General features: G+C 52.1%; 25 protein-coding genes. 19 read left to right on the forward strand and 6 right to left on the reverse strand.

Going from position 1 to position 24,550, the window contains the following annotated elements; all coding sequences use genetic code 11:
• Positions 1–78 precede the first annotated feature (78 nt).
• From Q8O92_00385 to Q8O92_00400, 4 genes are all read right to left on the reverse strand, one after another.
• Complete coding sequence (locus Q8O92_00385) at positions 79–282, reverse strand: DUF2283 domain-containing protein (GenBank protein MDP2981770.1); 204 nt, start codon at positions 280–282, stop codon at positions 79–81.
• Positions 279–536, reverse strand: a complete 258-nt coding sequence (locus Q8O92_00390; GenBank protein ID MDP2981771.1) for a hypothetical protein — start codon at positions 534–536, stop codon at positions 279–281. Before Q8O92_00390 ends, Q8O92_00385 begins: the two co-directional genes overlap by 4 nt.
• 477 nt (positions 537–1,013) lie before the next feature.
• On the reverse strand, positions 1,014–1,247 hold the full coding sequence (locus Q8O92_00395) for an addiction module protein (protein MDP2981772.1): 234 nt from the start codon (positions 1,245–1,247) through the stop codon (positions 1,014–1,016).
• 53 nt (positions 1,248–1,300) lie between these two features.
• Positions 1,301–1,663, reverse strand: coding sequence for a helix-turn-helix transcriptional regulator (locus Q8O92_00400; protein MDP2981773.1), 363 nt, complete (start codon positions 1,661–1,663; stop codon positions 1,301–1,303).
• A 173-nt stretch (positions 1,664–1,836) separates the two neighbouring features.
• Here Q8O92_00400 and tsaD point away from each other — a divergent pair, with 173 nt between their 5' ends.
• The 14 genes from tsaD to Q8O92_00470 all read left to right on the forward strand — a co-directional run bounded on the left by tsaD (position 1,837) and on the right by Q8O92_00470 (position 14,335).
• Positions 1,837–2,829, forward strand: a complete 993-nt coding sequence (gene tsaD / locus Q8O92_00405; protein ID MDP2981774.1) for a tRNA (adenosine(37)-N6)-threonylcarbamoyltransferase complex transferase subunit TsaD — start codon at positions 1,837–1,839, stop codon at positions 2,827–2,829.
• Positions 2,830–2,985: 156 nt separating this feature from the next.
• Positions 2,986–5,100 (forward strand): hypothetical protein, encoded by a 2,115-nt coding sequence (locus Q8O92_00410; protein MDP2981775.1) that lies wholly within the window; start codon positions 2,986–2,988, stop codon positions 5,098–5,100.
• A 365-nt stretch (positions 5,101–5,465) separates the two neighbouring features.
• On the forward strand, positions 5,466–6,590 hold the full coding sequence (locus Q8O92_00415) for a carbohydrate porin (GenBank protein ID MDP2981776.1): 1,125 nt from the start codon (positions 5,466–5,468) through the stop codon (positions 6,588–6,590).
• 79 nt (positions 6,591–6,669) lie between these two features.
• Positions 6,670–7,101, forward strand: a complete 432-nt coding sequence (nikR, locus tag Q8O92_00420) for a nickel-responsive transcriptional regulator NikR (GenBank protein MDP2981777.1) — start codon at positions 6,670–6,672, stop codon at positions 7,099–7,101.
• Between the two features lie 14 nt (positions 7,102–7,115).
• A complete protein-coding gene (locus Q8O92_00425; protein MDP2981778.1) occupies positions 7,116–7,754 on the forward strand; it encodes an energy-coupling factor ABC transporter permease in 639 nt (212 codons plus the stop codon).
• Positions 7,751–8,062, forward strand: coding sequence for a PDGLE domain-containing protein (locus tag Q8O92_00430; protein ID MDP2981779.1), 312 nt, complete (start codon positions 7,751–7,753; stop codon positions 8,060–8,062). Before Q8O92_00425 ends, Q8O92_00430 begins: the two co-directional genes overlap by 4 nt.
• 216 nt (positions 8,063–8,278) lie before the next feature.
• Complete coding sequence (gene cbiQ, locus Q8O92_00435) at positions 8,279–9,055, forward strand: cobalt ECF transporter T component CbiQ (protein ID MDP2981780.1); 777 nt, start codon at positions 8,279–8,281, stop codon at positions 9,053–9,055.
• Complete coding sequence (locus Q8O92_00440; GenBank protein ID MDP2981781.1) at positions 9,048–9,758, forward strand: ABC transporter ATP-binding protein; 711 nt, start codon at positions 9,048–9,050, stop codon at positions 9,756–9,758. The genes cbiQ and Q8O92_00440 overlap by 8 nt, the downstream gene beginning before the upstream one ends.
• A 169-nt stretch (positions 9,759–9,927) precedes the next feature.
• On the forward strand, positions 9,928–10,785 hold the full coding sequence (locus Q8O92_00445) for a metallophosphoesterase (GenBank protein ID MDP2981782.1): 858 nt from the start codon (positions 9,928–9,930) through the stop codon (positions 10,783–10,785).
• 192 nt (positions 10,786–10,977) lie between these two features.
• Positions 10,978–11,352: a glycosyltransferase family 2 protein gene (locus Q8O92_00450; protein MDP2981783.1), complete on the forward strand. Its 375-nt coding sequence runs from the start codon at positions 10,978–10,980 to the stop codon at positions 11,350–11,352.
• A gap of 712 nt (positions 11,353–12,064) precedes the next feature.
• Complete coding sequence (locus tag Q8O92_00455; protein ID MDP2981784.1) at positions 12,065–12,940, forward strand: SPFH domain-containing protein; 876 nt, start codon at positions 12,065–12,067, stop codon at positions 12,938–12,940.
• Positions 12,937–13,122 carry a hypothetical protein gene (locus Q8O92_00460; protein ID MDP2981785.1) on the forward strand — a complete coding sequence of 62 codons (186 nt, stop codon included), beginning with the start codon at positions 12,937–12,939 and terminating at the stop codon, positions 13,120–13,122. The genes Q8O92_00455 and Q8O92_00460 overlap by 4 nt, the downstream gene beginning before the upstream one ends.
• Positions 13,123–13,194: 72 nt before the next feature.
• A complete protein-coding gene (locus Q8O92_00465) occupies positions 13,195–13,620 on the forward strand; it encodes a hypothetical protein (GenBank protein MDP2981786.1) in 426 nt (141 codons plus the stop codon).
• Between the two features lie 46 nt (positions 13,621–13,666).
• Positions 13,667–14,335: a stage II sporulation protein M gene (locus tag Q8O92_00470; protein ID MDP2981787.1), complete on the forward strand. Its 669-nt coding sequence runs from the start codon at positions 13,667–13,669 to the stop codon at positions 14,333–14,335.
• A gap of 25 nt (positions 14,336–14,360) precedes the next feature.
• Here Q8O92_00470 and Q8O92_00475 read toward each other — a convergent pair whose 3' ends face one another.
• Positions 14,361–14,579: a DUF2283 domain-containing protein gene (locus Q8O92_00475; protein ID MDP2981788.1), complete on the reverse strand. Its 219-nt coding sequence runs from the start codon at positions 14,577–14,579 to the stop codon at positions 14,361–14,363.
• 349 nt (positions 14,580–14,928) lie between these two features.
• On the opposite strand from Q8O92_00475, the gene Q8O92_00480 reads away from it, so the two are divergent.
• The 5 genes from Q8O92_00480 (at position 14,929) to Q8O92_00500 (ending at position 23,288) form a co-directional block, all read left to right on the forward strand.
• Positions 14,929–15,597, forward strand: a complete 669-nt coding sequence (locus tag Q8O92_00480; GenBank protein MDP2981789.1) for an RraA family protein — start codon at positions 14,929–14,931, stop codon at positions 15,595–15,597.
• A 144-nt stretch (positions 15,598–15,741) separates the two neighbouring features.
• Positions 15,742–17,103, forward strand: a complete 1,362-nt coding sequence (locus Q8O92_00485) for a pectate lyase (protein ID MDP2981790.1) — start codon at positions 15,742–15,744, stop codon at positions 17,101–17,103.
• 169 nt (positions 17,104–17,272) lie between these two features.
• A complete protein-coding gene (locus tag Q8O92_00490) occupies positions 17,273–19,462 on the forward strand; it encodes a hypothetical protein (GenBank protein MDP2981791.1) in 2,190 nt (729 codons plus the stop codon).
• Positions 19,463–19,573: 111 nt separating this feature from the next.
• The gene (locus tag Q8O92_00495) at positions 19,574–21,796 is read left to right on the forward strand and encodes a hypothetical protein (protein ID MDP2981792.1); all 2,223 of its coding nucleotides are present in this window, start codon (positions 19,574–19,576) and stop codon (positions 21,794–21,796) included.
• A gap of 67 nt (positions 21,797–21,863) precedes the next feature.
• Entirely contained in the window at positions 21,864–23,288 is a 1,425-nt protein-coding gene (locus Q8O92_00500) for a hypothetical protein (GenBank protein MDP2981793.1), read from the forward strand.
• Positions 23,289–23,551: 263 nt separating this feature from the next.
• Here Q8O92_00500 and Q8O92_00505 read toward each other — a convergent pair whose 3' ends face one another.
• Positions 23,552–24,232 carry a plastocyanin/azurin family copper-binding protein gene (locus tag Q8O92_00505; protein MDP2981794.1) on the reverse strand — a complete coding sequence of 227 codons (681 nt, stop codon included), beginning with the start codon at positions 24,230–24,232 and terminating at the stop codon, positions 23,552–23,554.
• Positions 24,233–24,550 lie beyond the last annotated feature (318 nt).

Raw genomic sequence — 24,550 nt, forward strand, 5'->3', positions numbered from 1 at the left:
AAACACCATTTTGAAAGTTTAATACATGGCCATTTTCACAATTCTCAGGCAGCAAAAAAAATTTATGAATAATCCGGGTTAGGCGTTCTTTTTGATATTCTGGAACGCAAACTCCTTTATTCTCGCCTTTTCATTCGCGTGTTCTATCGTCATGCTCACGAGATTCCCGTCAACATCCATATCGACGTAAACATTGTCTGAAATCTCTCGTGTTTCATTTACTCCCTTATCTGAAAACTCCAACAAGGCTGTATCGGTGTCTTCAAAGTATTTAATTTTCACTTCTTGTTTCTCCTTTTTTCTTCTTCGTCGAACTGTCTATCGAAGAAGGCATTGTGAACTGTCTCTCCATCTTCGAGCACGATAACCCTTAGATATTTCCTCTCTTCTTCTATCCATGCCCATCGCTTAATTCTACCATCTGATTGTACTGCTTCATGTATGGGGTTATCAATCGCACGTGTAATCCATTCGTATTTTATCCGAGCACGATCAGGTCTAAGCCTGGTGTATTGGAAATACTTTGTGAATTTCATCTATTCTTTCTTGCGCATAACATTGTTTATATCGATCCGTATAACACTCCAAGTCGTCTTCACCTTCTTGCAACTTCTGCTCCCCGGAGCCATCTCTTCAAGTGAAGTCAATATATGTGTATCAAAATACCATAATTCATCTCCCTGTCAAATGTTTTCCCCACTTTCCTTTCCATTACGAATATTATCACATCTGGTTTCGCTCCCGCCAATACCCCGGACGTCTTTTATGGTGGGCTACCGCGATGACCCGAATATGTTCGTTGGATTCTATAACGAAGAGGATACTGTAGGGGAAACGCGCCACCAGCGCCTGGCGGATTTCATTGCCAACTAACTGACAGGTCATAGGGTTTGCCGATATCCGCTGTGTGGTCTTCTCTATTTCGTCGAGAAATGCAAGCCCGAGGTCAGCAGCCCTGTCTTCGTAGTAGCGAGCCGCCTCGTAGATTTCAGATTCCGCCTCCTCGTGAATAGTTATTTTCCACATAGGATGGCCGCTCGCGCTTTTCGATAGACATCCGCCGCCGGAGTCTCCTTCGCTTTCCCTTCCCTCAGGTCCTTCAGTCTGCGTTCAGCTTCCAAGACCCATAACCACAGGTTTTCATCGTCGAACGGTGCGTCAAGACTCAAAAGGATTCTCTCCGCCAGCCTGGCCCGCGCTTCAAGGCTAAGTTTCATGATCTCGACTTCAAGTTGCTCCGAATTCATCTGAACTCCTCTTTAAAACGTCAATTGCTCGGTTTATTCTTGATTGCCTTTCATCAATACCATTCTTTCACTTTCAATATCAGATCCCTGATTTCTTCCGGTGAAGGTTTCACACTTCCCACTGTCCGAAAGAAAACCGGCAAAACACCCAACAATTCTTTATCGTCAATAACGTATTCAGGTATTCTTCCATTGTCAACGGACGCGTAATCAAATACCTTGTTCCATTCATCGGAATCCCGTTCAAGACCTACAATCGAAGCAATTTTTTCAAGCTTATTCGTGTCTTGTGGTGGTGAAAGCCGTTCCCGCTCGACTTTGCTCCAATTACTGGGATCTTCATCCAATTTGCGGCAAAATTCGCGCAATGTTAAGTCCGCCTCGAGCCTTTTTTCTTTAATCAATTTTCCAAACATGGGTTGTCCCCCTTTTTGGGTGTGGTAAATAGTATACTACGTGGTAAAATAATAACCACAGCATGATCTGTCAAGGGAAAAGTTAGCCTTTTGGGTAAAAAATTATATATATTGTACCGTTGATGATCTGGTAAAAATTGTAACAAAGCTTTACATAAGGAACTTATTTTTACTTGAACATTCTCGGAATAGAAACTTCCTGTGACGATACCTCCGCCGCCGTGTATGCGACAGAAGGCGGCCTTCTGTCTTCCTGCATTTCCTCCCAGTTAGAACACGTGGAATTCGGCGGAGTTGTTCCCGAGCTTGCCAGCCGCGCTCATCTTGCCCTGATTCTCCCGGTTATAGACCAGGCTTTGCGGCAGGCCGGGCTGGCCTTGTATGATATAGACGGCATCGCGGTCACCGCCGGGCCGGGACTTGTGGGATCGCTTCTTGTCGGAGTGAGTGTGGGGAAAGCCCTGGCTCTCGCGCAGGATATTCCGCTTATCGGTATCCACCATATCGAGGGACATATTCAGTCGAATTACCTTGAGGAGCCTTTCCCGCCCTATCCTTCTATCGTGCTGGTGATTTCCGGGGGGCACACCGAACTGGTGCTGATGGAAAAACCTCTTGAATACACGGTGCTTGGTGCAACCAGGGATGACGCCGCCGGAGAGGCGTTCGACAAGGTGGCTAAGCTGCTCGGATTGGGTTATCCCGGCGGGCCGGCCATAGAGAAAGCCGCCCGGAGCGGCGATAGCGCGTTTGTGGAGTTTCCGGTAAGCAGAGTGCCGGACTATGAATTTTCTTTCTCCGGATTGAAAACAGCAGTGCTGGTATATGCCAAAGAAAAAGGGAATGAGTATATCCGCGCCAATCTTCACCATATACTCGCCTCCTTCCAGGGGGCGATTGTGGAGGCTCTGGCGGCCAAGACTCTCCGCGCCCTTCGTGAATACGGCATCCGTACCCTTCTTCTGGCGGGCGGAGTGGCCGCCAACCGGGCGCTCCGTGAAAGATTCTCTTCAGAAGCGGAAGAACGGGCGTTTACCCTGTATGTTCCGCCGCTCGCATACTGTACCGATAACGCCGCCATGATTGCACGGGCAGGGCATGAGCGTTTTCTCCGTGGAGAAAGTTCCCCCCTGACTCTCAGCCCGGAACCAAGGCTGCCATTGTGAAAAAAAGTTACAAAGTGACAAAGTAACAAAGTTACAAAGTGAAAATAGATGCCGAAACAAGTTCGGCATGACACGTGTCATCCTGAACTCGTTTCAGGATCTAATTAATTTTTGCATATTTAGTTGAATCGGTTTTTTTTTAGAGGAAACGTATTAGTGAGTTCCATTGATCGCATCATCGTTCAATTCACCGGCCTTTCGCCATTCCTGCTCGTGATTCTCTTTTTCGCCGCCATCGGGCTGGCGCTGTGGTATTACCGTGACCCGGTGCCGCCTGCGACCCCCCGGATGAAAGCGCTCCTGGTGTTCCTGAGAGCGGCGGCGCTCGCCATACTGTTTATCGGGCTGGCTGAGCCGGTAATCAAGATAGTATACACGATCACTCATGTTTCACGGGTGGCGGTGCTTCTCGATACCAGCTCGTCCATGGATAAGTTCGGAGAAGGATTACGGAAGCAGGAGGCCCTCGATGCGCTGCAAAAAATCCGGACAAACCTGGGAAATCGAGGCGCTTACCTGTGTTTCGATGATCGAATTCACCAGCTTGACCGGGAAATTCCAGTTTTCAAGGGAGCCGCCACCGATATAGCCCTGGCGCTGAAGAACGCTGTGAGCGTGAAAGATGTTTCCGCAATTATTCTGGTCTCCGACGGCCGCTGGAACCGTGGAGAAGATCCCGCCGGGTCAGCCGCGCCGGTTGATATTCCGGTCTATACCATTCTGACCGGACCGGCGGAAAATACCCCGGATATCATTGTTCGGAGAGTGTCGGCGGCGACGGTCGGCCACGACGGAACCAACCTTCCGGTTGAAATTGTGGTGACTTCCACTGTGAAAAATCCCGGCACCATCCCGGTGGAAATTCTCGAGCGCAACCGTCCGGTCGTCAGCGGGAAAATCAATCTCGGCGAGGCCGCTTCCGGAAGGCTCAGCCTCGACCTTCCTCTGAAAAACCCGGGAGATCACCTCTACACTGTTCGCGTCTCTCCCGGGTTCGCGGAACGCAAGGAAAATAATACCCGGTCTTTCGGAGTTCATATACTCAAGAGCTCCTATGCTATTCTCCTGACGGGACCTTCACCCTCTTCCGACCTGGCTTTCATCCGGCGGGTCCTTGAGGCAGACAAAACATTTACCGTGCTGACAGTAATCGGCGCCGGAACCGAATCACCAAACAGCGCCGCCTATCCTGAGGATATCTCTAAATTCGATGCGGCCATTCTGGTGGACGGCGGCAGCTTTTCTCTCACGCCGGACCGGACAGAGAAGCTTGTTTCATGGATTTTTGCGGGTAAAGGCCTCTGGCTTCTCGGCGCATCGCCCCCTCTTACAGGCGCAGCCGCGCTGGAAAGCGTACTTCCGGTCACCTTGAACCAGGGGGCCGGTATAATCAACTCCCCCTTTTCAACCGTTCTCACCGAGCCCGGGAAAATTCATTTCATTACCGCCGGGCCGAACACCGACGGTCTCTGGGAGATTTTACCCCCGCTCTCCACGATCATGCCGGTGACAGTGAATTCCCATGGTCATCCGTTGGCTGTCACCGCCGGTTTGAATCCCGGTACCGCTCCTCTCCCGGTGATTGTGGCCGGGACTTATGGCCGGGGGAAAACTCTGGTCATGCCGGTTTCGGGAATATGGCGCTGGCAGCTCATGATGGAGGGCGCGGGGAAATCAGGCGAATTCTACGATGCCCTGGTCAAGGGGACGGTGCGCTGGCTGACCTCCGAGACCGAATCCTCGCCTCTGTCAGTCTCCACGGATTCCAAGTCCTACCTGAGCGGGCAGGAAATCGTGTTCGAGGGCAGGGTTTTCGATTCCGTGTATATGCCGGTAACCGGCGCTGAAGTAAACTTGACTGTGGATAACGATTCCGCCCAGAAAGTCATTCTGGAAGAGAAGCGGGCCGGAATTTATACCGGAGTCTCACGGAGCACCTCACCGGGGGAACATTCCTACAATGCGGTGGCATACGTGAACGGCAAACGGTATGCAGAACAGAAAGGCTCGTTCGGAGTGGAAAATTATTCGCTGGAGATACTCGACTCCTCTCCCGACCCTCAGCTTCTTGGCGAGCTCGCCCGCAAAACGGGAGGACTCGCGGTCACGGCAGCCGGTACGGATTCCATCCTAACCAGGGTTAAGATACAAACCACCAGCGAACGTGAAGAGAAAGACTACCCGATTACCCTGAACCCCCTGATGCCCCTCCTCGTGATCCTTCTTCTCGTATTGGAATGGACGATTAGAAAACGGAGGGGGATGATTTGAAAAGAAAGAATACAGAAGTCTGAACCATGATTTATCGGATTAAAGGATTACCTTGATTTATTAATAAAACATCAGGATAATCCTGGAATCAAGCGAATCATGGTTCAGACTTTCTTTGCTTTGTACCCTATCCTCTCAGAAGACCGATCTCATTCCTCAGATTATAGTTCCCCTTATTCCCTGCAATCACGGCAGAAAAATTCTAAAAAATAATAGTATTTCCTCTTGACTTCGTGTTTCTATCGTGTTATGATATTTATAATTATAACACAGACAGAATACGACAGAGATATATCATGCTATGGTCGGGTGCGGAATTACTATTGGATAGTGTCCGACATCATTGCGAAAGGGGGAGCAAGGGCATGAAAGTAAGTGTGGTCTTGATTATTCCGTTCCTTTTCTGTGCCGATATGGGTGTATCAGAGGAAAACGCCGATTTCCCGGCGATGAAAATCGATCACCTGTATACGGGAGAAGAGTTTACGAATCTTTCCGGCGGCATCAAGAAAGGGCATTCACACCGGAGCCGTCTCGATCTCACAATTACCATTGATACAGAGAAGGCCGGATTGTGGAAAGGGGGGGAGCTGCAACTCTGTTATGAAAACGGCCTCGGCAAGGGGATCACCAGGGAATATGTCGGGGACCTGCAGGTGTTGAGCAACATCGACGCACACGATTTTTCCCAGATCAGTGAATACTACATCGGTCAATTCTTTCTGGAAGGCCGGCTGCATTTCAAGATAGGCAAGCAGGATGCAAATAATGATTTCAATGTCACCGAACCGGCTCTGGATTTCATCAATTCCTCGTTCGGTCTTATGCCGAATGTACCGTTGCCCACGTTCCCCAATCCGAGCCTGGGAATTTCCGGAACCTGTTCTTTACATGAAAGCATGTCCCTGGGAGCGGGATTGTATGACGGAAAAGGAAAAGGGGGCAGCTGGGGATTTTCAACAGCTTTCGGTCCCGATCCGGTGAGCTGTGCTGTGGTGGAATATGGAATTTCCCATAGTTTTTTCGGCGCCGGGAAGGTCAAGCTCGGTACCTGGCGTCACAGCGGAAAATATTCTTCATTCACGGATAACAAGGTACGGTCCACCACCTATGGCGGATACCTGATTCTGGAACACAAGATGACAGGGTCAATAAAAAATGAACACTGCCTCGACTCTTTTTTCCAGTATGGTTTTGCTCCCGGAGAGTTCAATGAAGTAAAAAATTACCTCGGTTTCGGTTTAAAAATCTCTCGACTTATCGGGTTCAGGCCCAATGACAGCTTCGGAATCGGCATGGCCAGGGCTGGGATTGGCGATGTACTTTGTGGAATGAAATGCGAGACGGCATGTGAAATGTATTATCTGGGAGCTTTTCGGAAAGCTATCACGATTCAGCCGGATATTCAGTACATTATCAACACCGGGGGAACGAACAAGGATTCTCTTGTAGGAGGAATACGGTTCAGCCTGAGAATAGATTCGCCTTGAGTTTTGCAATAATTTCTTGCCTCTGTGTTTTTATCGTGTTATAATATACCAAAATAATAACACAGAAAGGGTGAATATCATGGCGGATCATGACCTGGTCAGGTTCGGAGTCTCTATCAGCGAGGGGCTCCTCGATAAGTTTGATGCGCTCATCGAAACAAAGGGATATACAAACCGCTCGGAAGCCATCCGCGACCTTATCCGTGACCGGCTGGTCGAGGTCGAGGCGCAGGATAGAACCGATGCGATGAAAGCAATCGGCACCATCACGATTGTCTACGATCATCACACCCGTGAAATCGGTGACCGTCTGACCGACATCGCCCATGACCACTATGAGATGATCCTATCCAGCATGCATATCCACTTAACCCATTCTTCCTGCCTCGAAGTGATCCTGGTCAAAGGATGCGGGAAGGAAATCCGCAAGCTGGCCGACCGTTTCATCAGCATACGGGGCGTGAAACACGGCAAACTCGTCCTGACCGGTTTGGTAGAGGACGAATTATAGAAAGGATTCAGGCTATGCATATACCTCCGGGATTTTTGAAACCTGAAATCTGGGTACCCATGACCGGTGTCACTGCCGCCGGTGTGGGGTATGCCCTGAAAAAAACCGGCGAGGTCATCGATGACCGCCGGACCCCGGTAATGGGAGTCATGGCCGCTTTCATCTTTGCGGCGCAGATGGTGAATTTCCCGGTGGCGGGAGGAACCTCCGGCCACCTGATCGGAGCTGCGCTCGCTGTCGCCATTTTCGGGTTATGTCCATCCATGGTGATCATGGCTGCGGTTCTCCTGGTACAGGGACTGCTATTCCAGGACGGGGGGCTGGACGCCCTGGGCGCCAATATATTCAATATGGGCATTTTCGGCTGCCTCATGTCAAGCCTGGTCATCGGGCTGGGAAGAAAGCTGGGGGAGCGGGCGTTCTACCCCTCGGTGATCCTGGCCGCCTGGCTTTCGGTGCTCGGCGCGGCGGTTTTGTGCGCTTTCGAGCTGGCCTTTTCCGGAACCAGCCCGCTTGAAATCGTTCTTCCGGCAATGACAGTGATTCATGCGGTTATCGGTGCGTTCGAAGGAATCATCACCGTGTTTGCCCTTCGGTTCATTTTTGCAGTCAATCCGGCGGTGAAACGCCTGCATGCGGGAGTGACGCCATGAAAAAATTCGTGCTTGTCATGCTGGCCCTGTCGCTGGTGACCGCTGGGGGGCTGTCCTGGTTCGCCTCCACGCATCCGGACGGCCTGGAAAAGGTGGCGCAGGACTTGGGATTCGCATCAAAAGCCCAGAAGCCGGCGCACACCGTTCTTCCCGATTACACCATTCCGGGCCTCATGGGTTTTCTTTCCAACGGCCTGGCGGGGATTATCGGGGCAGCGGTTACTTTTGGAGTGGTCATGCTGGTAGTGAGGATCGTAAGCCGGAGAAGGAAGAAAGAAGAAACTCACCCCTTGGATCCCCTCTCTTGAAAAGAGAGGGGTACGTTTCCAGCGGGGCTGCTTTTAAACCTCACCCTCTCTCATATTCAGGAGATGGGGTAACTCGCGACGGGCAATATCATTACCCTCTCCTAATTAGGAGAGGGTGGCCGAAGGCCGGGTGAGGTTTTGACAGAACTGAATACTTTGTAACACTTTTTGCCGGATCAACTTTCAAGGTTTCATAAAGATTGGAATGCATCTTCCATGCACCATACCCACATTGACCGCTATGCCGGGCTGGAAAGTCCCATACATGCTCTCGATTCCCGCGCCAAGCTGATTGCCGCCCTTGCCTTTGTTATCCTGGTGGTTCTCACCCCGGACGGCTGGTTCCTCTCGTTCGCCATCTACTCTCTCCTGGTTGGGGCAGCGATACTGGCCTCGCGGGTTCCGCCGGTCTACATACTCAAGCGCTCCCTTACAATCATGCCGTTCGCGCTGGCGGTTTCGGTGTTCATCCCCTTTGTCACACCGGGGACCGCGCTCTGGACATTCCATTTTGGGCCTCTTTCCGGGCAGGTCACGGGCGAAGGGCTGGTGCGGTTTTTTTCGCTCTCGCTCAAAGCTCTGCTCTCGTTTTTCGCCACGATCTCCCTGGCGGCGACAACGCCGTTCGGGGAGCTCATGAAAGCAGCCGGAGCGCTCGGCCTGCCCGCTAAAATGGTGGTGGTGCTGTCGTTCATGTACCGCTACCTGTTCATCATTATCGACGAAGCCTCGCACATGATCCTCGCGCGTGACCTGCGGGGCGCCGGCGGGAAATCGCTTCTCCTCGCTTCGGGGGGGATTGTCGGAGCGCTCCTGGTTCGGAGCTTCGAGCATGCCGAGAAGCTCTATTACGCCATGCTCCTCCGGGGGTATACCGGGAAGCCGGTCACCCTACACCCTTCTCACCTGCACGCCCGTGACATCGCACTCACCGGCGTGTTTCTCACCTGCACTTTTGCCGGTCTAATCCTGGGGAAGCTGCTCCATGCCTGAAGCCTGCATCGCCTTTCGCGATTTTTCCTATACCTATGAAGATGGGGACGGAACCCGCGCGCTCACCGATGTGACCCTCTCCATCGCCCGCAACGAATCGGTCGGCCTCATCGGCCATAACGGCTCCGGAAAATCCACCCTTCTCATGCACACGGTCGGCATCCTCGAACCGGACTCCCGGGTGACTGTCTCCGGGCTCCCGGTGAGCCGCGAGAACCTGAAAACAATCCGCCGCCGGGTGGGCTATGTCTTCCAGAACCCGCGCGACCAGCTTTTCATGTCTACCGTGGCCGAAGATGTTGCTTTCGGCCCGCTCAACCTGGGCATGTCCCCTGCGGAAGCCCTTGCCGCCGCCGATAAAGCCCTCGCCCTGGTCGGCCTCGAAGGGTTCGACGAGCGCACCCCCTACCATCTCTCCGGCGGTGAAATGCGCCGCGCCTCGATAGCCACCGTTCTCTCCATGTCCCCCGATATTGTGGTCATGGACGAACCTTCCTCCGGCCTCGACCCGCGCGCCAAACGTGAGCTGGCCGCGCTCATCCGCTCCCTCTCCTGCACCCGCCTCATCTCCTCCCACGACCTTGATTTCATCCGCAACTGCACCGACCGTATTATTCTCCTCAGCCACGGCCGGATTGTCGCCGACGGCCCGGCGGGGGAAATACTGGATAATAAAGGGATGCTGGAAGGGAACGGGTTGTGAAAGGATTACCCCCAAACCCCTTGCTCTCTCCCCGCTTTTGCCGTACATTTACGGTTCGATATCATGAGTCATTTTTGTCTTCAGGCTTCATTGGGAGACTATGCTGCCGAGAGTTTCCAATAGAAACACAACAAAATGGCATCCACAGAAACAGGTTGAGAGCAGTTTCATGAAAAGAAGAACGTTTCTATCGTTGATCGTCCCGGCGGCGGTGCTTGGCGGTGGTTGCGCCCTCCGCCCGTTTCATTTTATCCAGATGGCCGACACCCAGCTCGGTTTCATCGACGGTGGAAAGGATGGGAACAACTTTACCGCCGAAACGGAGATGCTGGAAAAAGTGATGTCCGGGATAAACCACATGGAACCGGTGCCGGCGTTTGTAACGGTATGCGGCGACATGACCAACAGTGCCGGCCATAAGGGACAGATTGCCGAATACAAGCGGCTCATCGGGCTTATACGTCCGGATATTTCCTGTTACCAGGTTTCCGGGAACCATGATTTCAAAGGGAAACCGACCCGTGAAAACCGCGCGTTATATGCGGAAACCTATGGCCCGGACCGCTACTGGTTCGAGCGGAACGGAGTCATGTTCATTGTTCTGAACAGCGCACTCATCCATGAGGCAAAAGACTGCCCGGAGGAAGCGGAGGCCCAATGGATCTGGCTGAAGGATGTTCTCGCAGCCGACCGCGGCGCCGGGAAAATAGGAAAGGTCGTTTTCATGCACCATCTCTTTTTCGATCGCGTCATCGATGAGGAAGACGGGTATTACGCCATACCCGGAGAAAGCAGGCGGAAGTACCTTGACCTTTTCGCCGAATACGGGGTATATGCCGTGTTTTCGGGGCACCGTCATACGACCATTCCGGAAAACAGCTATCGGGGAATACGGCTTATCAATACCAACGCCGTCTGCAAATCATTCGACAACAATCCGGGACTCCGGGTTGTGCGGGTACTCCCGGATGGTTTGCATCATGAATTCTACCCATATAACCGGCTGCCGGAAAAGATAATTTTGTAACCTCAAAGAAAAATCCCCCCGCCGCTATGCGGCGACCCCCTTATCGAAGGGGGTAAAAAAGCATTGTGAAGATAAACAATGCTTGTGGCGAATTCTCCCCTTAACAAGGGGAGATACCGACAGGCAGAGGGGATCTCTGACTCAATAAATTGTTATGAATACTTTTTTATGAATTATCAGTATTGGGAGACTATGCTGCCGAAAGTATCCATCATCATAGCGGTCGGTATTCCGGGGAGGTATGTGGAGGAATGCGTCGCCCGCTGCCTGGCTCTGGACTCCCCCGATTTCGAGATCATCGTGCTCCCGGACAGTGAGTGGACTCCGCCGGACAGGAGGGTGCGGGTCATCCCGACCGGGAAGGTGCGCCCCGCGGAAAAGCGCGACTGCGGAGTGGAGAACGCCGCCGGGGAGATTGGACAATGTCACCTGAAATTCATAGGCAGTTCCTGGTTTAAGATGAAATACCGAACCGGCAAGACAGTTTCTTTTCCACTGCTTCTGAAGATAGGCCATCTCTCCCGGCATTGTCGCTTTTATCTGACCGATCATATATGGTTCTTTTAGTGTAACCGCCTGAGATACCAGTCGAATAAGAGGCATGGCGTCATGCCAGGTTTTTGATCCCTGCTCGCGGAATTTGACATGTGCTGTTGCATTTCCGTTGTCATCGCCCAAAACCTTCCATTCCAGGCCGACACACCGTATCGTGGCAACTGCGGACAATTGTCCTGCTTTAACATCGTTTTCAGCGCATGCATACGTGGCAACAACACTGTTCATCAACAAGAATAAAAAAACAAATGCTTTATAATTTCTGATTCCATAGTTGAGCATATTTTTCCCCTTTGGACCCGAATTATACATATATGATGATCCGGCAAAAAATATAAAAAAGCTCTCTGAATTTACGAAAACCTCATCCGGCTTTCGGCCACCCTCCGTCCCTGCTGTTCCTGGGGTGACATGCAGCTTCAGTGATTCCATGAGACTTCCTTTATCGCCCTACAAAGTGAGTTTAATTACAGAACAGGTTTTGGTCTCATTAATATAGGCAGAAAGGGTCTTCAAAATGTCTAAGTTTTGGAAGTCACTGCACTCTTGGGAAACGAAGAACTCGAGCTTCCGCTTATCAATACTTTACCTCCAAGCTCAATCTCTTTCAGGCCTTCAATCGGGGACTATGACTCTCCGGCCCTCCAAAAAACCTCTTGACAAAATCCCTCCCAAATAATATCATAGTGATATCATTTCGCTATCACACACAAGGAGGTTTTTCATGGAAGCGATTCGTGAGTACAAAGCTTGGAGATTCAACGGATTTCTCGCACTTCTGCTCATTCTCGCCGCTTGCGCCATCGAGTTTTTTCTCATGCGCACGGTTGCGCTGAACCACGCCGTGGCGCTTCTCTGGATTGCGATTCCGCTCGCGATCTGCATTGCCGTTTCCTTCGGAGGCTATGTCATCGTCCAGCCGAACGAAGCCCGCGTTCTCATCTTTTTCGGAAGGTATGCGGGGAGCGTCCGTGACGCCGGATTCTGGTGGGCCAACCCGCTCACCGTCAAGCGGCGCGTTTCCCTTCGGATCAATAATTTCACCAGCGAGAAGCTGAAGGTGAACGATCTCAACGGCAATCCCATCGAAATCGCCGTCGTGGTGGTCTGGCGGGTGGTGGACTCCGCAAAAGCCACATTCGATGTCGAGAGTTATCAGCAGTTCGTGAACATCCAGAGCGAGACCGCCATACGGTCGATGGCGTCTCAATACCCCTATGATGCTCACGACGACAGCAAGCCATCGCTCCGTGTGAGCCGGAATGAAGTATCGGATGATATGAGGAAACAGATCCAGGCGCGATTGGATGTCGCGGGAGTCGAGGTATCGGAAGCGCTCATCAATCACCTCGCCTATGCCCCGGAAATCGCCCAGGTCATGCTCAGGCGTCAGCAGGCCGAAGCCGTTATCGCGGCCCGTCAGCGGATAGTGGAAGGCGCGGTCGGCATGGTGCAGCACGCGCTGCAGCTTTTGAGCGAGAGCAAGGTTGTCGAGCTCGACGAGGAGCGGAAAGCGGCCATGATCAATAACCTGCTGGTGGCGCTGGTCTCCGAGAGCCAGGCAACACCGGTCATTAACACCGGGACCCTCTACACATGAGCGAGCGGAAAAAATTCCTGCTCCGGCTGGACACCAGGCTTTACGATGTGCTGGAGAAATGGGCTGCGGACGACCTGCGGAGCGTCAACGCCCAGATAGAATACCTCCTCACCGAGGCGGCGCGGAAGGGGGGACGGCTGCCTTCCAGGAAGACAGATGAACAGCGAGAGGAAGATTCATGAAAACCGGTCTGAATTAAAGATTTATACAGAAACTGTATAAATGATAGTTGGCGATAGAGAAAAGAGGGAAAAATGAATAGAGCATTGGTTCTGGCCGCGGCGCTTGCACTTTCAACTGCCGTCGCGCATACCTGGCCATTCCACATCGGGAAGGAGATACCTAAGGAGTTCTGCAGGAAGTATGAACTTTTGGCAGAGATTCTTCCAGATAAGACAATTAAGAACTTTGAGAACGTACCGCGGCCTTCTGCGATGATAGAACCAAAGCGCGTCATTCTCATAAGCGGTGAGATCATGGAAGTTGAGACTGTTATCAAGGTGAAAAAGGAGGGGAAGTCTGCCTTTCTTGTTGCGTTCAAAGGTTCGTCTCTATCCTGGATTCTTGCAGAAGGAAAGGCTGCTTCACAGTTGGCTGTTGTTCAGAGTGACGAAAAAGACCGCAGCCGCTCAAAGAATTTTGTTTTCACACGGACAAATGTACTCCCTGCCGATCAGTGAAATCAGCGGAAAATTTTTTTGCCAATAACTCATAGAGGAAACCGGAATGCCATCAAGTACTTTGAACACGCCTAAGCAGACTAACCGGTTGCTCGCTGTAATCGCGATTCTTTACATCCTGTCATTGACATCCGGCTTTGCGATGAGCCGCCTCATACCGGAAGCGATCCCTTCCTCTATGCAGACCTATATACAGAAAGCTAACGTAAACCAGATTGAGCAGATAGAAAAGGTTTTTGGCAAATACCGACAATCGTTGCGTGAAGGACAGTTAGGAACAATCGCAGTTTGCAGCGGAATAGTGTTCGGTATAAATCTGCTGGGAGATTTTGTACAATTCACTTTGTACAGTATTTTGATAGTACCGGTTGTTTTCACTCTCGCTTTCGGCGGCTGGATACAGGGTATAGGGCTGGCGGGTATACACGGTTCTTCTTTTGTATCCGTTGTTTTGTTTCTGCTCATGGGATTCCTTGAATGGAGCACGTATGTTATTGCGACAGCGGCGGGTATAAATATCGGTCTTTCCTTCGTCTTTCCGAGGAGACAGGGGGTATCCTCACGCCGGCAAGCATTTAAACGTGCATGGAAGGATGGAGGTCGATTGTATGGGATTATCTCACTCATTCTCGCTGTCCAGGCGGTTTTTGAAGTCCTCTATGTCCGGAAAGTTTTGCTCATGGGTGGATCAGGCGTACCGCTGATGCCGTACTAGGCAGAGGCAAAACAACACTCTACTTTCAGGCAACCTTGAACTGTATATTTTCCAAAATCACTGAAGGAAGTTCGCCTGCTCCCAAAACTTCTCTCGCATCGAGAATTTCAATCCCTACAAGGATTTCTCCTTCTCCGATGTTGAGCGCAATTTCATCGGTCAGTTGAAGGGTACGGCATTGATGTTCACCTTCAATCAATCGAATGTAGAGGGCGTCGACCTCGGAATCATACTTGATTTTCATAAATGTTACCTCAGAAATAGAATGTATAAACGGTTATGACCAAAATATCTTCATTTTCTTCCGTGATGACCGCTGCAACCTGTTTTACTGTTCGAGAGCATGTCGGGAAAAACGAATACGCTGCATGTGAAAATCCTCGTTATCTGAAATATACTCGTCAATCCCAAATTTCATTTCATCCGATTTGTTTGTATTTCAGAAAGTCTCGATAATAATCATCTCTCATAGTATAATCATATTCCAGCCGTTTTCAACACCTCTCTCCGGAATCATTTGAAATTTATTGGGCAAACAGCTATTTTACCTATCTTCTCTATCCTGCAACCTCTCACAAAAAAGGAGAACAAAGGTGAATTTCAAGGATGATCTCGAGCTTTTCTCATGGATGAAAAACAATATCTACACCGCGGTGGTGTGCGACGCCCTGGACCAGGTGGGATACCATGATCAGGCGATGGACGGCAGGATCCGGCCGCTCCATCAGGACTTTGTGATTGCGGGAAGGGCGCGCACCGTGCTCTGGATGGACATCTACCAGCCCATCGAGGAAGACCCCTACGGCAAGGAGATCGAGTCCGCCGATGCGCTCCGCCCGGGCGATGTCTCGGTGCACTCTACCGACTTTTCGCTCCGGAACGCCCCCTGGGGAGAGCTTATGAGCACCGCCGCAAAAATGCGCGGCGCCCACGGCGCGATCATCGATTCCAACACACGCGATGTGAAAAAAATTCTAGCCCTCGGATTTCCGGTATTCACTGCCGGAATCAAACCGCTCGATTCCATGGGACGGGGCTATGTGGTGGATTACGACTGCCTTATCGAATGCGGCGGGGTCAAAGTCCGTCCGGGCGAGCTGGTGTTTGCCGATTATGACGGCATCGTCGTTGTCCCGAAAGAAGTGGAAGAAGAAGTTCTCCGGATAGCCGAACACAAGGTGACCGCCGAGAACAATACCCGGAGAGAACTCTTCGAGGGTAGACTTTTAAGGGAAGTATATGACAAATATGGGGTTCTTTGAAAAGAATGAATAGAAGAATCCTGAACTCGTTGCCGCTTCGCGGGAACGATAAAACCGTTTCAGAATCTATATACGTTTCAAATATTTTCACATGGATTTCGGGAAAGGATGGGAAACCAGATGTATCGGAATGGAGGAGTTACGATGCGCAGAATGTGGTTCTCTATGGGTTTAGTACTGTTTCTTTCGGTTTCGTCTGCACTGCCTGCAGAGAAGCAGTCGCCGGAACAGGCAAAGGAAACTATTAAGAAAGCAACCCTTTTCTTCAAGTCTATCGCAACGAACGGCGGATATGTCGGTTTATACTCGACCGATCTCAAACAGCGCTATGGGGAAGCCATTTATGAAAAGGCATCGGCCGACGAGATCTGGGTACAGCCTCCCGGAACGCCGACAGTCGGAGAATGTTACCTCAGGGCATACAAAGCGACCGACGAAATAATGTACCTTGACTGCGCCCGTGCAGCAGGACTCGCCCTTGCCTGGGGACAGCGAAAGGAAGGCGGCTGGGACCACAGGGTTGACGTTTCTCATCTCATCCAGGCTTCGCCGCCGATCAGGAAGAGCGGGCGCTGCTCGTTCGATGACGATATTTCACAGGGTGCGCTGACTTTTCTTATCCGCCTCGATGTGGTAATCGACGAGCGGTGGCTGACCGATTCCATAAACCTTGCGATTGAATTCCTCAAGGAAGCGCAGTTCGACAACGGCGCCTGGCCGCAGTGGTACCCGCTCATCGGGGGCTATAGCGATTACTATACATTCAACGATAACGCCATAAACGATTGTATTCGTGTTATGCTTTTCGCCCACGAGCGCTATGGCCGCGAGGACTGCCTGAAGAGTGCGAAGCTCGGAGGGGATTTCATCATCGCTTCGCAGCTCCCTGCCCCTCAATCGGGCTGGGCGCAGCAGTACTCCCATGACATGAAACCGGCATGGGCGCGTGCGTTTGAACCCCCCGGCGTCGGCAGTGCGGAGACGGGGCAGCAAATAAGAACCCTCATCGATATTTATCTGTATACCGGCGAGAAGAAATATCTTGAACCGATACCGAAGGCTATCGACTGGCTGAATCGTTCCAAAGTCACCGATAATACCTGGTCGCGATTAAACGAAGTGGGGACCAACCGGCCGATCTACGGCGATGTTGACAGCAAAGTTCACTACACGCTCGGTGAGATCAGCGAAGAACGCCGCACAGGCTACTCCTGGCAGAGCGGGTTCGGGATACCGGGCGCGATCCAGGAATACCGCGATCTCATGGAGCAGGGAATAGACCGTTTCCGCGCAAACCGCTCCAAACCTCTTACCACGGCAGAGAAGAAAAAGCGTCTCGAAGACCTTGCCCCCCGTACTGCCGCTGCAATCGGCGCGCTCGATGAACGCGGGCGCTGGATTGAGAAGGGCGCTGGGAAGAACACTGGGATGATATCATGCATCTCGTTTGTCAGAAACATGAATATTTTGATATGGTATATCGAACTGGTAAAAGAGACGCAATGACAATGTTAGTAAATAATTCTGAGAACCTCCTTCTTTTTCCTTAATTAAATCCGATTTTTTTGTCGAAATTCAATGAGATTCATATTGTAAAGAACACATTTGTTATTTATAATCATAGGCAGTCTCGTTCGAACCTTATTTACCATAAACCATACTCAGGAGGCATTGCATGGTAAAACGATTGGCGGCTGGTGCAATCTTTTCCGTTTTTGTCACGGCGTTCTTTCTGACCCCTTCGGTTTCGACGGGGCTGGAATCGAAGGAGCTGCATCTTGATGCATCAGGAATCGAGCAAGACGCCCAGCTCGTGAATCTGCGTCTGGATCATCAGAAAAATGACATCATTCTCGATGATACGGAGCTTATTGAAGATGACGCCCCGGCTACCGGAGTCCCCCAGGGATACAACGAGGGCGCTCGTAACGCCGAGTGGATTGAATATCTCAAAAAGGGTATCGTCATCAAAAAGGTGCTGATACTCGATAATCCCGCGGCCAACTCCGGAAGGCTGGTCTTTAAAGGGATGGAAGTGAAAGGGAACAAAGAGCCGCTGCATCTCTCGCTGAACGGAGTGGAATTCGAGAGACCGGCCAGCGTGTTTGCATACCCTTTTGCCAGGGAGTATATCGATTATGCTCCCAATGACCGCTGGTTCTTCATCGATATGCCGGTCGGGGCGCTCAAGAAAGGCGAGAACGAAGTGCTCATGTGGGTAAACAGCGATTCGACCTCCTGGGAAGTGCTCATCGCCCTTGAAAAAGAGTTCGCCCGCGGCTCTCTGACCCGCACCCATCACCCCAACCGCTCCCTGAAAAGCCTGGACGGCGGTAAAACCTGGAGCGACAGCAAACTGGGGTTGAAGAACTCGGTGGACGGCGAGTATTCCGTCCGGTTCAGCCTGGACCGTCATGTCAAATCCGGACAGTATGTTTCCCCCATCATGGATATGGTGGACAATCAAAACCCCCTCAAAAGAAATATCCGGATTAACCACATTAAATACACCATGGGTATCGATGTGCCGGAGGGCGCCGCTGCCGCTGTTCAGACCCGGTTCGGCGCGAGTCCGCGGACCGGTGATTCTTCCTGGACCCCCTGGAGCGCCACGGAATCCGGGAAAGAATTCACCGACCTGGGGAACCGGCGCTATTTCCAGTGGAAAGTGGACATTTTCACCACGAACCCGCTGAAAACTCCCAAAATAAAGGATTTCACCCTTTCCGCCCAGTGGGAGGACCTCTCCCCGAACAAGGACCTGGGAGTTGGGGTGGAAGTAGTGTACAACGGGCATGTAGCCCGGTCTTCCTATCCTTTCGGGTATGAGAATCTCCTTCATCCGGAGCTCGAGAAATTTCGCAAGAATGCCCGGCTGGACAAAATAGTCGAAGGGGCATCAAGCGAATTCGAGGTGATGATGCGGCTTTTGAACTGGGCCTACCGCATACCGCTGACCTCCGACCAGTATTCCTGGAACTGGAATGATGTGGTGTCCATCCAGAAGGGGGAGCAGGGAATGCCCAAGCTCCAGATGGATTACAAAGGCAGGCGGCGCGATGCCATGTGCCTCTACAGCAACCAGGCGCTTATCGGAGCGCTCCTGTCTATGGGTTACCAGGCCCGTCACATCAACATCCACAGCGAGGCGGTGAGCGGCCACGAGGTGACCGAGGTCTGGTCGAACGAATTCAACAAGTGGGTCTATATGGACGCCACCCGCGATTATTACTACTTTGACAAAAAGACCGGGATTCCTTTCAATCTCCTTGAAAATCATAATCTGCTGGCCGAACAGGTACCGAGAGTGGAAACCTGGGAGCGCCCTTTTGTGCCCGAAATGGGCAAAGAGGTGGTCGGCCGGATCAACATAGGGATGCGCCAGGGCATAAATCCGTACAGCTCTGAACCGGACGGCCGTCACATCCTGGAGATCATCGGCCATTTCCGCATCATCCCGCGCAACGACTTTCTCACCCATCCGCTGCCCGTTCCTGTGCATACCGGCGCCACCATGTGGGGCTGGGACGGTTTCCTGAACCATTACGACGAGATATTCCCCAAGCGGTACGAATACCAGACATATTCCGACCGCGTCCTCGATTTCTACGAACCGCTCAACCAGGCCGAAGTGTACCTGAACGAGACCGGCGAGCGCGGGGTGCTGAATGTGGAAGTGAATACGTTCACCCCCGGATTCGACACCTTCCTTGCGAAGCTGAACGACGGGAAATGGGTGGAGCAGAAACAGCCGGTGTGGCTCTGGGCGCTCAAACCCGGGAAGAACTGCCTCGAGGTGCGGGTGAGAACCGTTCGGGGAGTGCTCGGCCCGGTAAGCACGCTGTGTGCGACGTATAATCCGTAACCCTGAACAGATGCCGAAACAAGTTCGGCATGACATGGTCACCCTGAACTTGTTGCCGCTTCGCGGGAACGGTCAAACCGTTTCAGGGTCTATCGGATAGAAAAGGCGATCATGAAACATTACGTAAAACCGGTTTCTCCCTGGGTCGCATTCAGCATCCTTTTGCTCATCTTCCCCGTAGGCTCTTTTGGATTGGAATCGCGGGAAGTGCGCCACGATGCCGCCGCCATCGAGAAAGACGCCCGTCTGGTCAGCTTGAAGCTTGATAGAGAGAAGAACGCGATAATGCTCGATGATACTGAGCTTGTCGAAGATGACGGACCCGGTTCCGGTGTGCCCGAGGGAATGGACGAGAGGGCAAAAGAGAGACCCTGGGTGGAAGCCCTGAAAAAGGGGATCGTAATCAAAAAAATACTTACGCTCGATAATCCCGCCGCTTTTTCCGCCCGGCTTCTTTTTGAGGGCACCGAAGCAAAAGGGAACCGTGAACCGCTCCATATTTCTCTGAACGGCGTCGAATTTCTGCGGCCCGCATCTCTTTTTGCTTTTCCTTACACACTACAGTACACCGAGTATACTCCTTATGACTGCTGGTATTTCATCGATCTGCCGGTCGGGGCGCTCCGGAAAGGCGAAAACGAGGTGCTCCTCTGGGCTGAGAGCGATTCCACCTCCTGGAAAGTGCATATATCCGCTGAGAAGGAATTCGCCCGCGGCTCGCTGACCCGCACTCATCATCCAAATCGCTCCCTGAAAAGCTCGGACGGCGGGAAGACATGGAGCGACAGCCGGCTCGGGCCGCAGGGCAATGTGGACGGGGAATATTCCGTCCGTTTCAGTCTCAACCATCATGTGAGGTCCGGGCAGTACATCTCCCCGGTCATGGACATTGTGAACGATCACAATCCGCTCAAGCGAAAAATCAGGTTGGAGAAATTCCGGTTCACTGTTGGCATGGAGACGCCGGAAGGGACCGCCGCCGCAGTGCAGGTTCGCTTCGGGGCGAGTCCCCGCGCTGACGATCCTTCATGGACGCCGTGGAGCGCATCAGAAAGCTCAGGTGAATTCACCGGCCTGGGGAACCGTCGCTATTTCCAGTGGAAAGCGGCCCTTTCCAGCACGAACCCGCTGAAAACTCCGAAAATTAAAAATTGCACCCTTGCCGCCGCATGGGAGGATCTCTCACCAAACAAGGAGGTGGGGGTGTCGGTTGAAGTGGTTCGGAACGGCCATGTGGCGCGCTCTTCCTATCCTTTCACCTATGAGAATATTCTGCATCCTGAGCTGGAAAAATACCGCAGGAACGCCCAATTGGACAAAGTAGTCGAAGGCGCTTCAAGTGAGTTCGAGGTGATGATGCGGCTTCTTAACTGGGCATACCGCATTCCGGTCACCTCCAACAAGTATTCCTGGAACTGGAATGACGTGACGCTTCTGGAAAAGGGCGAGAAAGGCATTCCCCGGCTTCAGATGGACTATAAAGCGAGAAGGCGCGACGCCATGTGCCTTTACTCCAACCAGGCGCTCATCGGTGCGCTCCTCTCTTTTGGACACCAGGCTCGCCACATTAACATCAACGGCGAATCGGAGAATGGCCACGAAGTGACCGAAGTGTGGTCGAACGAGTTCAATAAGTGGATTTACCTGGACGCCACCCGTGATTACTACTACTTCGACAGGAAAACGGGGAATCCGCTGAACCTTCTGGAAGTGCATAAACTTCTGGCCGCGCGGACAACGGATCCGGTTACCTGGGACAGACCCTCTATAATGAAAACGAAGACCGGTATCGCCGCTCCTGCCGGAGAGACCTCAACCGTGATCATATCCCCCATCGAAGTGGGAATTCGCGAAGGCGTCAATCCGTACCGTGTGGTCACGGATGCCCGGCACATCCTGGAAATTACCGGATATTTCCGTATCATTCCCCGCAACGATTTTCTTTCACATCCGCTGCCGGTACCGGTGCATACCGGGGCTTCCGCATGGGGATGGGACGGTTTTCTGAACCATTACGATGAAAAGTATCCACGCCGCGGCGAATACCATCTGGAGACTGACCGCGCCCTCGACTTCTATGAGCCGCTCAACCAGGCTGAGGTTTACCTGAACGAAACCGTCGAGCACGGAGTTCTGAATGTGGAAGTAAACACCTTTACCCCCGGATTCGATACGTTCCAGGTAAGACTGAACGAGGGGAAATGGGTGGAGCAGAAGCAGCCGGTTTGGCTCTTGGCGCTCAAAGCCGGGAAGAATTGCCTGGAGGTGCGGGTAAGAAACCTGCGCGGAGTGCTCGGCCCGGTGAGCAAACTGTATGTGACATATAATCCGTAACCGAACTTTGCGAGAAAAATATTTGCTCTTTCACCCATTCTTTTTCACTTTTACGAAAGGAACCGCAATGAAACGCCGTGAAGCAGCCTGTATGATTCCGCTTTCTCTCGCCGGTATCGCCGGAATTGTGACCGAAGCCCTCGGTCAGCCGCCTATGGAACGGAGAGGTCCCGGCATGGGGCCCGGCATGAGGCAGGGTATGAATCCTCCGGGAATGCCGCAGGGTCCCGGAGTGGGCTTGTATGCCCAGTATTCGCGGAAGGTGAAAGACAAGCTTGCCTGGATCCGCAAGACCCAGTCCGAGAATCTTCTCGAGGCTTCCTACGCTACCGCGCGCACCATCAAGAACGGCGGCCAATGCTGGAGTGTCTGGGACACCGGGCATTCGACCCAGAATGACCAGTTCCCCGGCCGTAACGGCGAGCCGGAAATCTTCTTTAACGATTTCAATGCTCAAAAAGTCAAAAAGAGCGATCTGCTCCTCGCCAACCGCTATCTCGGCCCCTACGAAGTCCTGACCGAGAAGGAAATATTCGTCATCGGCGGGCCCGCGCCCTGGGGGGGCGACGCCAGGGGATACGACCTCCTGACTCCAGAGGTGCAGAAATCCAAGCTCCGCCCGTACGCTAAAATCTGGATCGAAACGAACATCACCACCACCGACGGAGAGGTCTATATGCCGGGCGAGCCGGCGCCGATAGGGCCGTTCTCGGGAATACTCGGCATGGTTGAGTACTGGATGATTCTGGCCGATACCTGCCGGATACTTTCCGCCGACGGCTACAAGGGCAAAGTGAAAGGCGATGAGCCTCCGCTGACCGAAAAGGCCCGGTGGGTCAAGCAGGGCGAGCCGCTCATGGAGAATTATTTCGACACGGTCACGCAGCAGATCGAGATGATCGGCGCAGAGATGGGCGATATCAAGAAAATCGCAGGCGCGGCGGTTGAAGCGGTTCTTTCAGGGGGCACAGTCTATTACTACAGCCGCTACTATGTGGGGCTGGCCACCGAAGCGCTCGGGCGCAGAAGCGGGCTGATGCTCAATAAAACCATATATGACAATCCAAAGCAGACTGCCAAGCTCACCCCCAAGGATGTGGTTATCATGGGACTTTGCAAACCCGATGACGAGGTCGATCTCAAACATCTCGACCAGTTCAAGGCGGCTGGAGCTAAGGTCTACTCCATGGGCCCGGCGTCCCGCGGAGGCAGGGTTCCCGAAGGGAAAGCGGTTCCCAAGAGCACCATTCTCCATGTGGGCCGCTGCTGCGACGCCTACGGCCTCTATGCCATCCAGGGATTCGATCAGAAGGTCTGCCCGACCTCCGGGCCGGTGATGAACCAGGTCTTCTGGGCGCTCCAAATGGAGGTGGCGGAGGAGATCATCCGCCGCACCGGCAACACACCCGGGGTTTACTTCTCCGGAGCGCTCAAGGACGGTAACGAGCACAACTCCCTCGGGCGGCAGAGAGTGGAGGCAAGGGGGTATTGAACTCACTCCATAATCTCCTCTTGGAAGCGAGAGAGGAGTAAGCCATTATATGCTTTATTCTCTGCCTTTAATCCTCACCCCCTGTCCCCCTCTCCTAGTCAGGAGAGGGGGTAACTCATTATATACCTTGTTGTTACCCTCTCCTAATTAGGAGAGGGTGGCTGAAAGCCGGGTGAGGTTTTCGACAGAGTTGGAATCTTTTATCACTTTTTGCTGAATCATTCTATCATGCGCCTCCTTATGATTCTCATCCGGGTGCGCTCTTACTTCAGATACAGCATGCGTCCGACTGTTACCATCCCTTCATATCGAAGGGTGTATAGATAGACTCCTGTGCTCAGGGTCGAACCCGAACGGTTCACCGCGCTCCACCGCACACTATGTCTGCCGGGATTGACCGACTTATCCGCCTGTTCCCAGACTTTTTGACCGGTCATGGAATATACGGAAAGAGTGATATCTCCCTTTTTCCTGAGATTATATGTGAGCACAGTTTCGCCATTAAAGGGATTAGGTGCATTCTGGTAAAGAATTACCGGAGCGGGAATGACCTGTTCTTCAGAGACTTTTACAGCCGGTTTGACCGTGACGGTTCCGACCATCGATGTCTGATGGTATATGCAATAGTACGGATATACGCCAGCCTTCTGGAATACATAGCTGAATGTGGCATTTTGATTCATGTTCCCACTATCGAATATTCCGTCAGGTTTTCCCACTGGTCCGCTGGTTGCAGTATGTGCAAAAGATTCCTGATTTGTCCACTTTACGGTGGTTCCCACGGTAACAGAAATATTTTCAGGAATAAATACAAAATTTTTCATGCCAACCTGCACGATATTCTGCGCGACCGCATCGTTGTTGAATACTGCGAGAGGAAACAAGCCCGCCTGAATCAAAAGCCCGAAAAAAACAAGCAATCCTGAGCATGCACATGTCTTCATTTTTTTTCTCCTTTTCATTCGATACGTTTTTCAACCACGATGGTCGCGCAAGCCGAGTTAAAATGATATATATATAGTATAACATTAAATTTATATACCTCCAAGAAACATTTTTAAAATACAGGTTCTTTTCCTAAACCTCATTTTTGCCGTCCTGTCAACATTACTCTTCTGGGAACTAGTGTTAAGTCAATGCAATAAAGTTGGATTCATATTCCCCCCTTAACAAGGGGGGATGCCAAAGGCAGGGGGGATTTCTTCTTCCCGGCGAATAAAGATCCCCCCGCCGCTTGAGCGGCGACCCCCTTTTTAAGGGGG

This window comes from Candidatus Latescibacter sp. (genome assembly GCA_030692375.1).
Lineage (GTDB): Bacteria > Latescibacterota > Latescibacteria > Latescibacterales > Latescibacteraceae > JAUYCD01.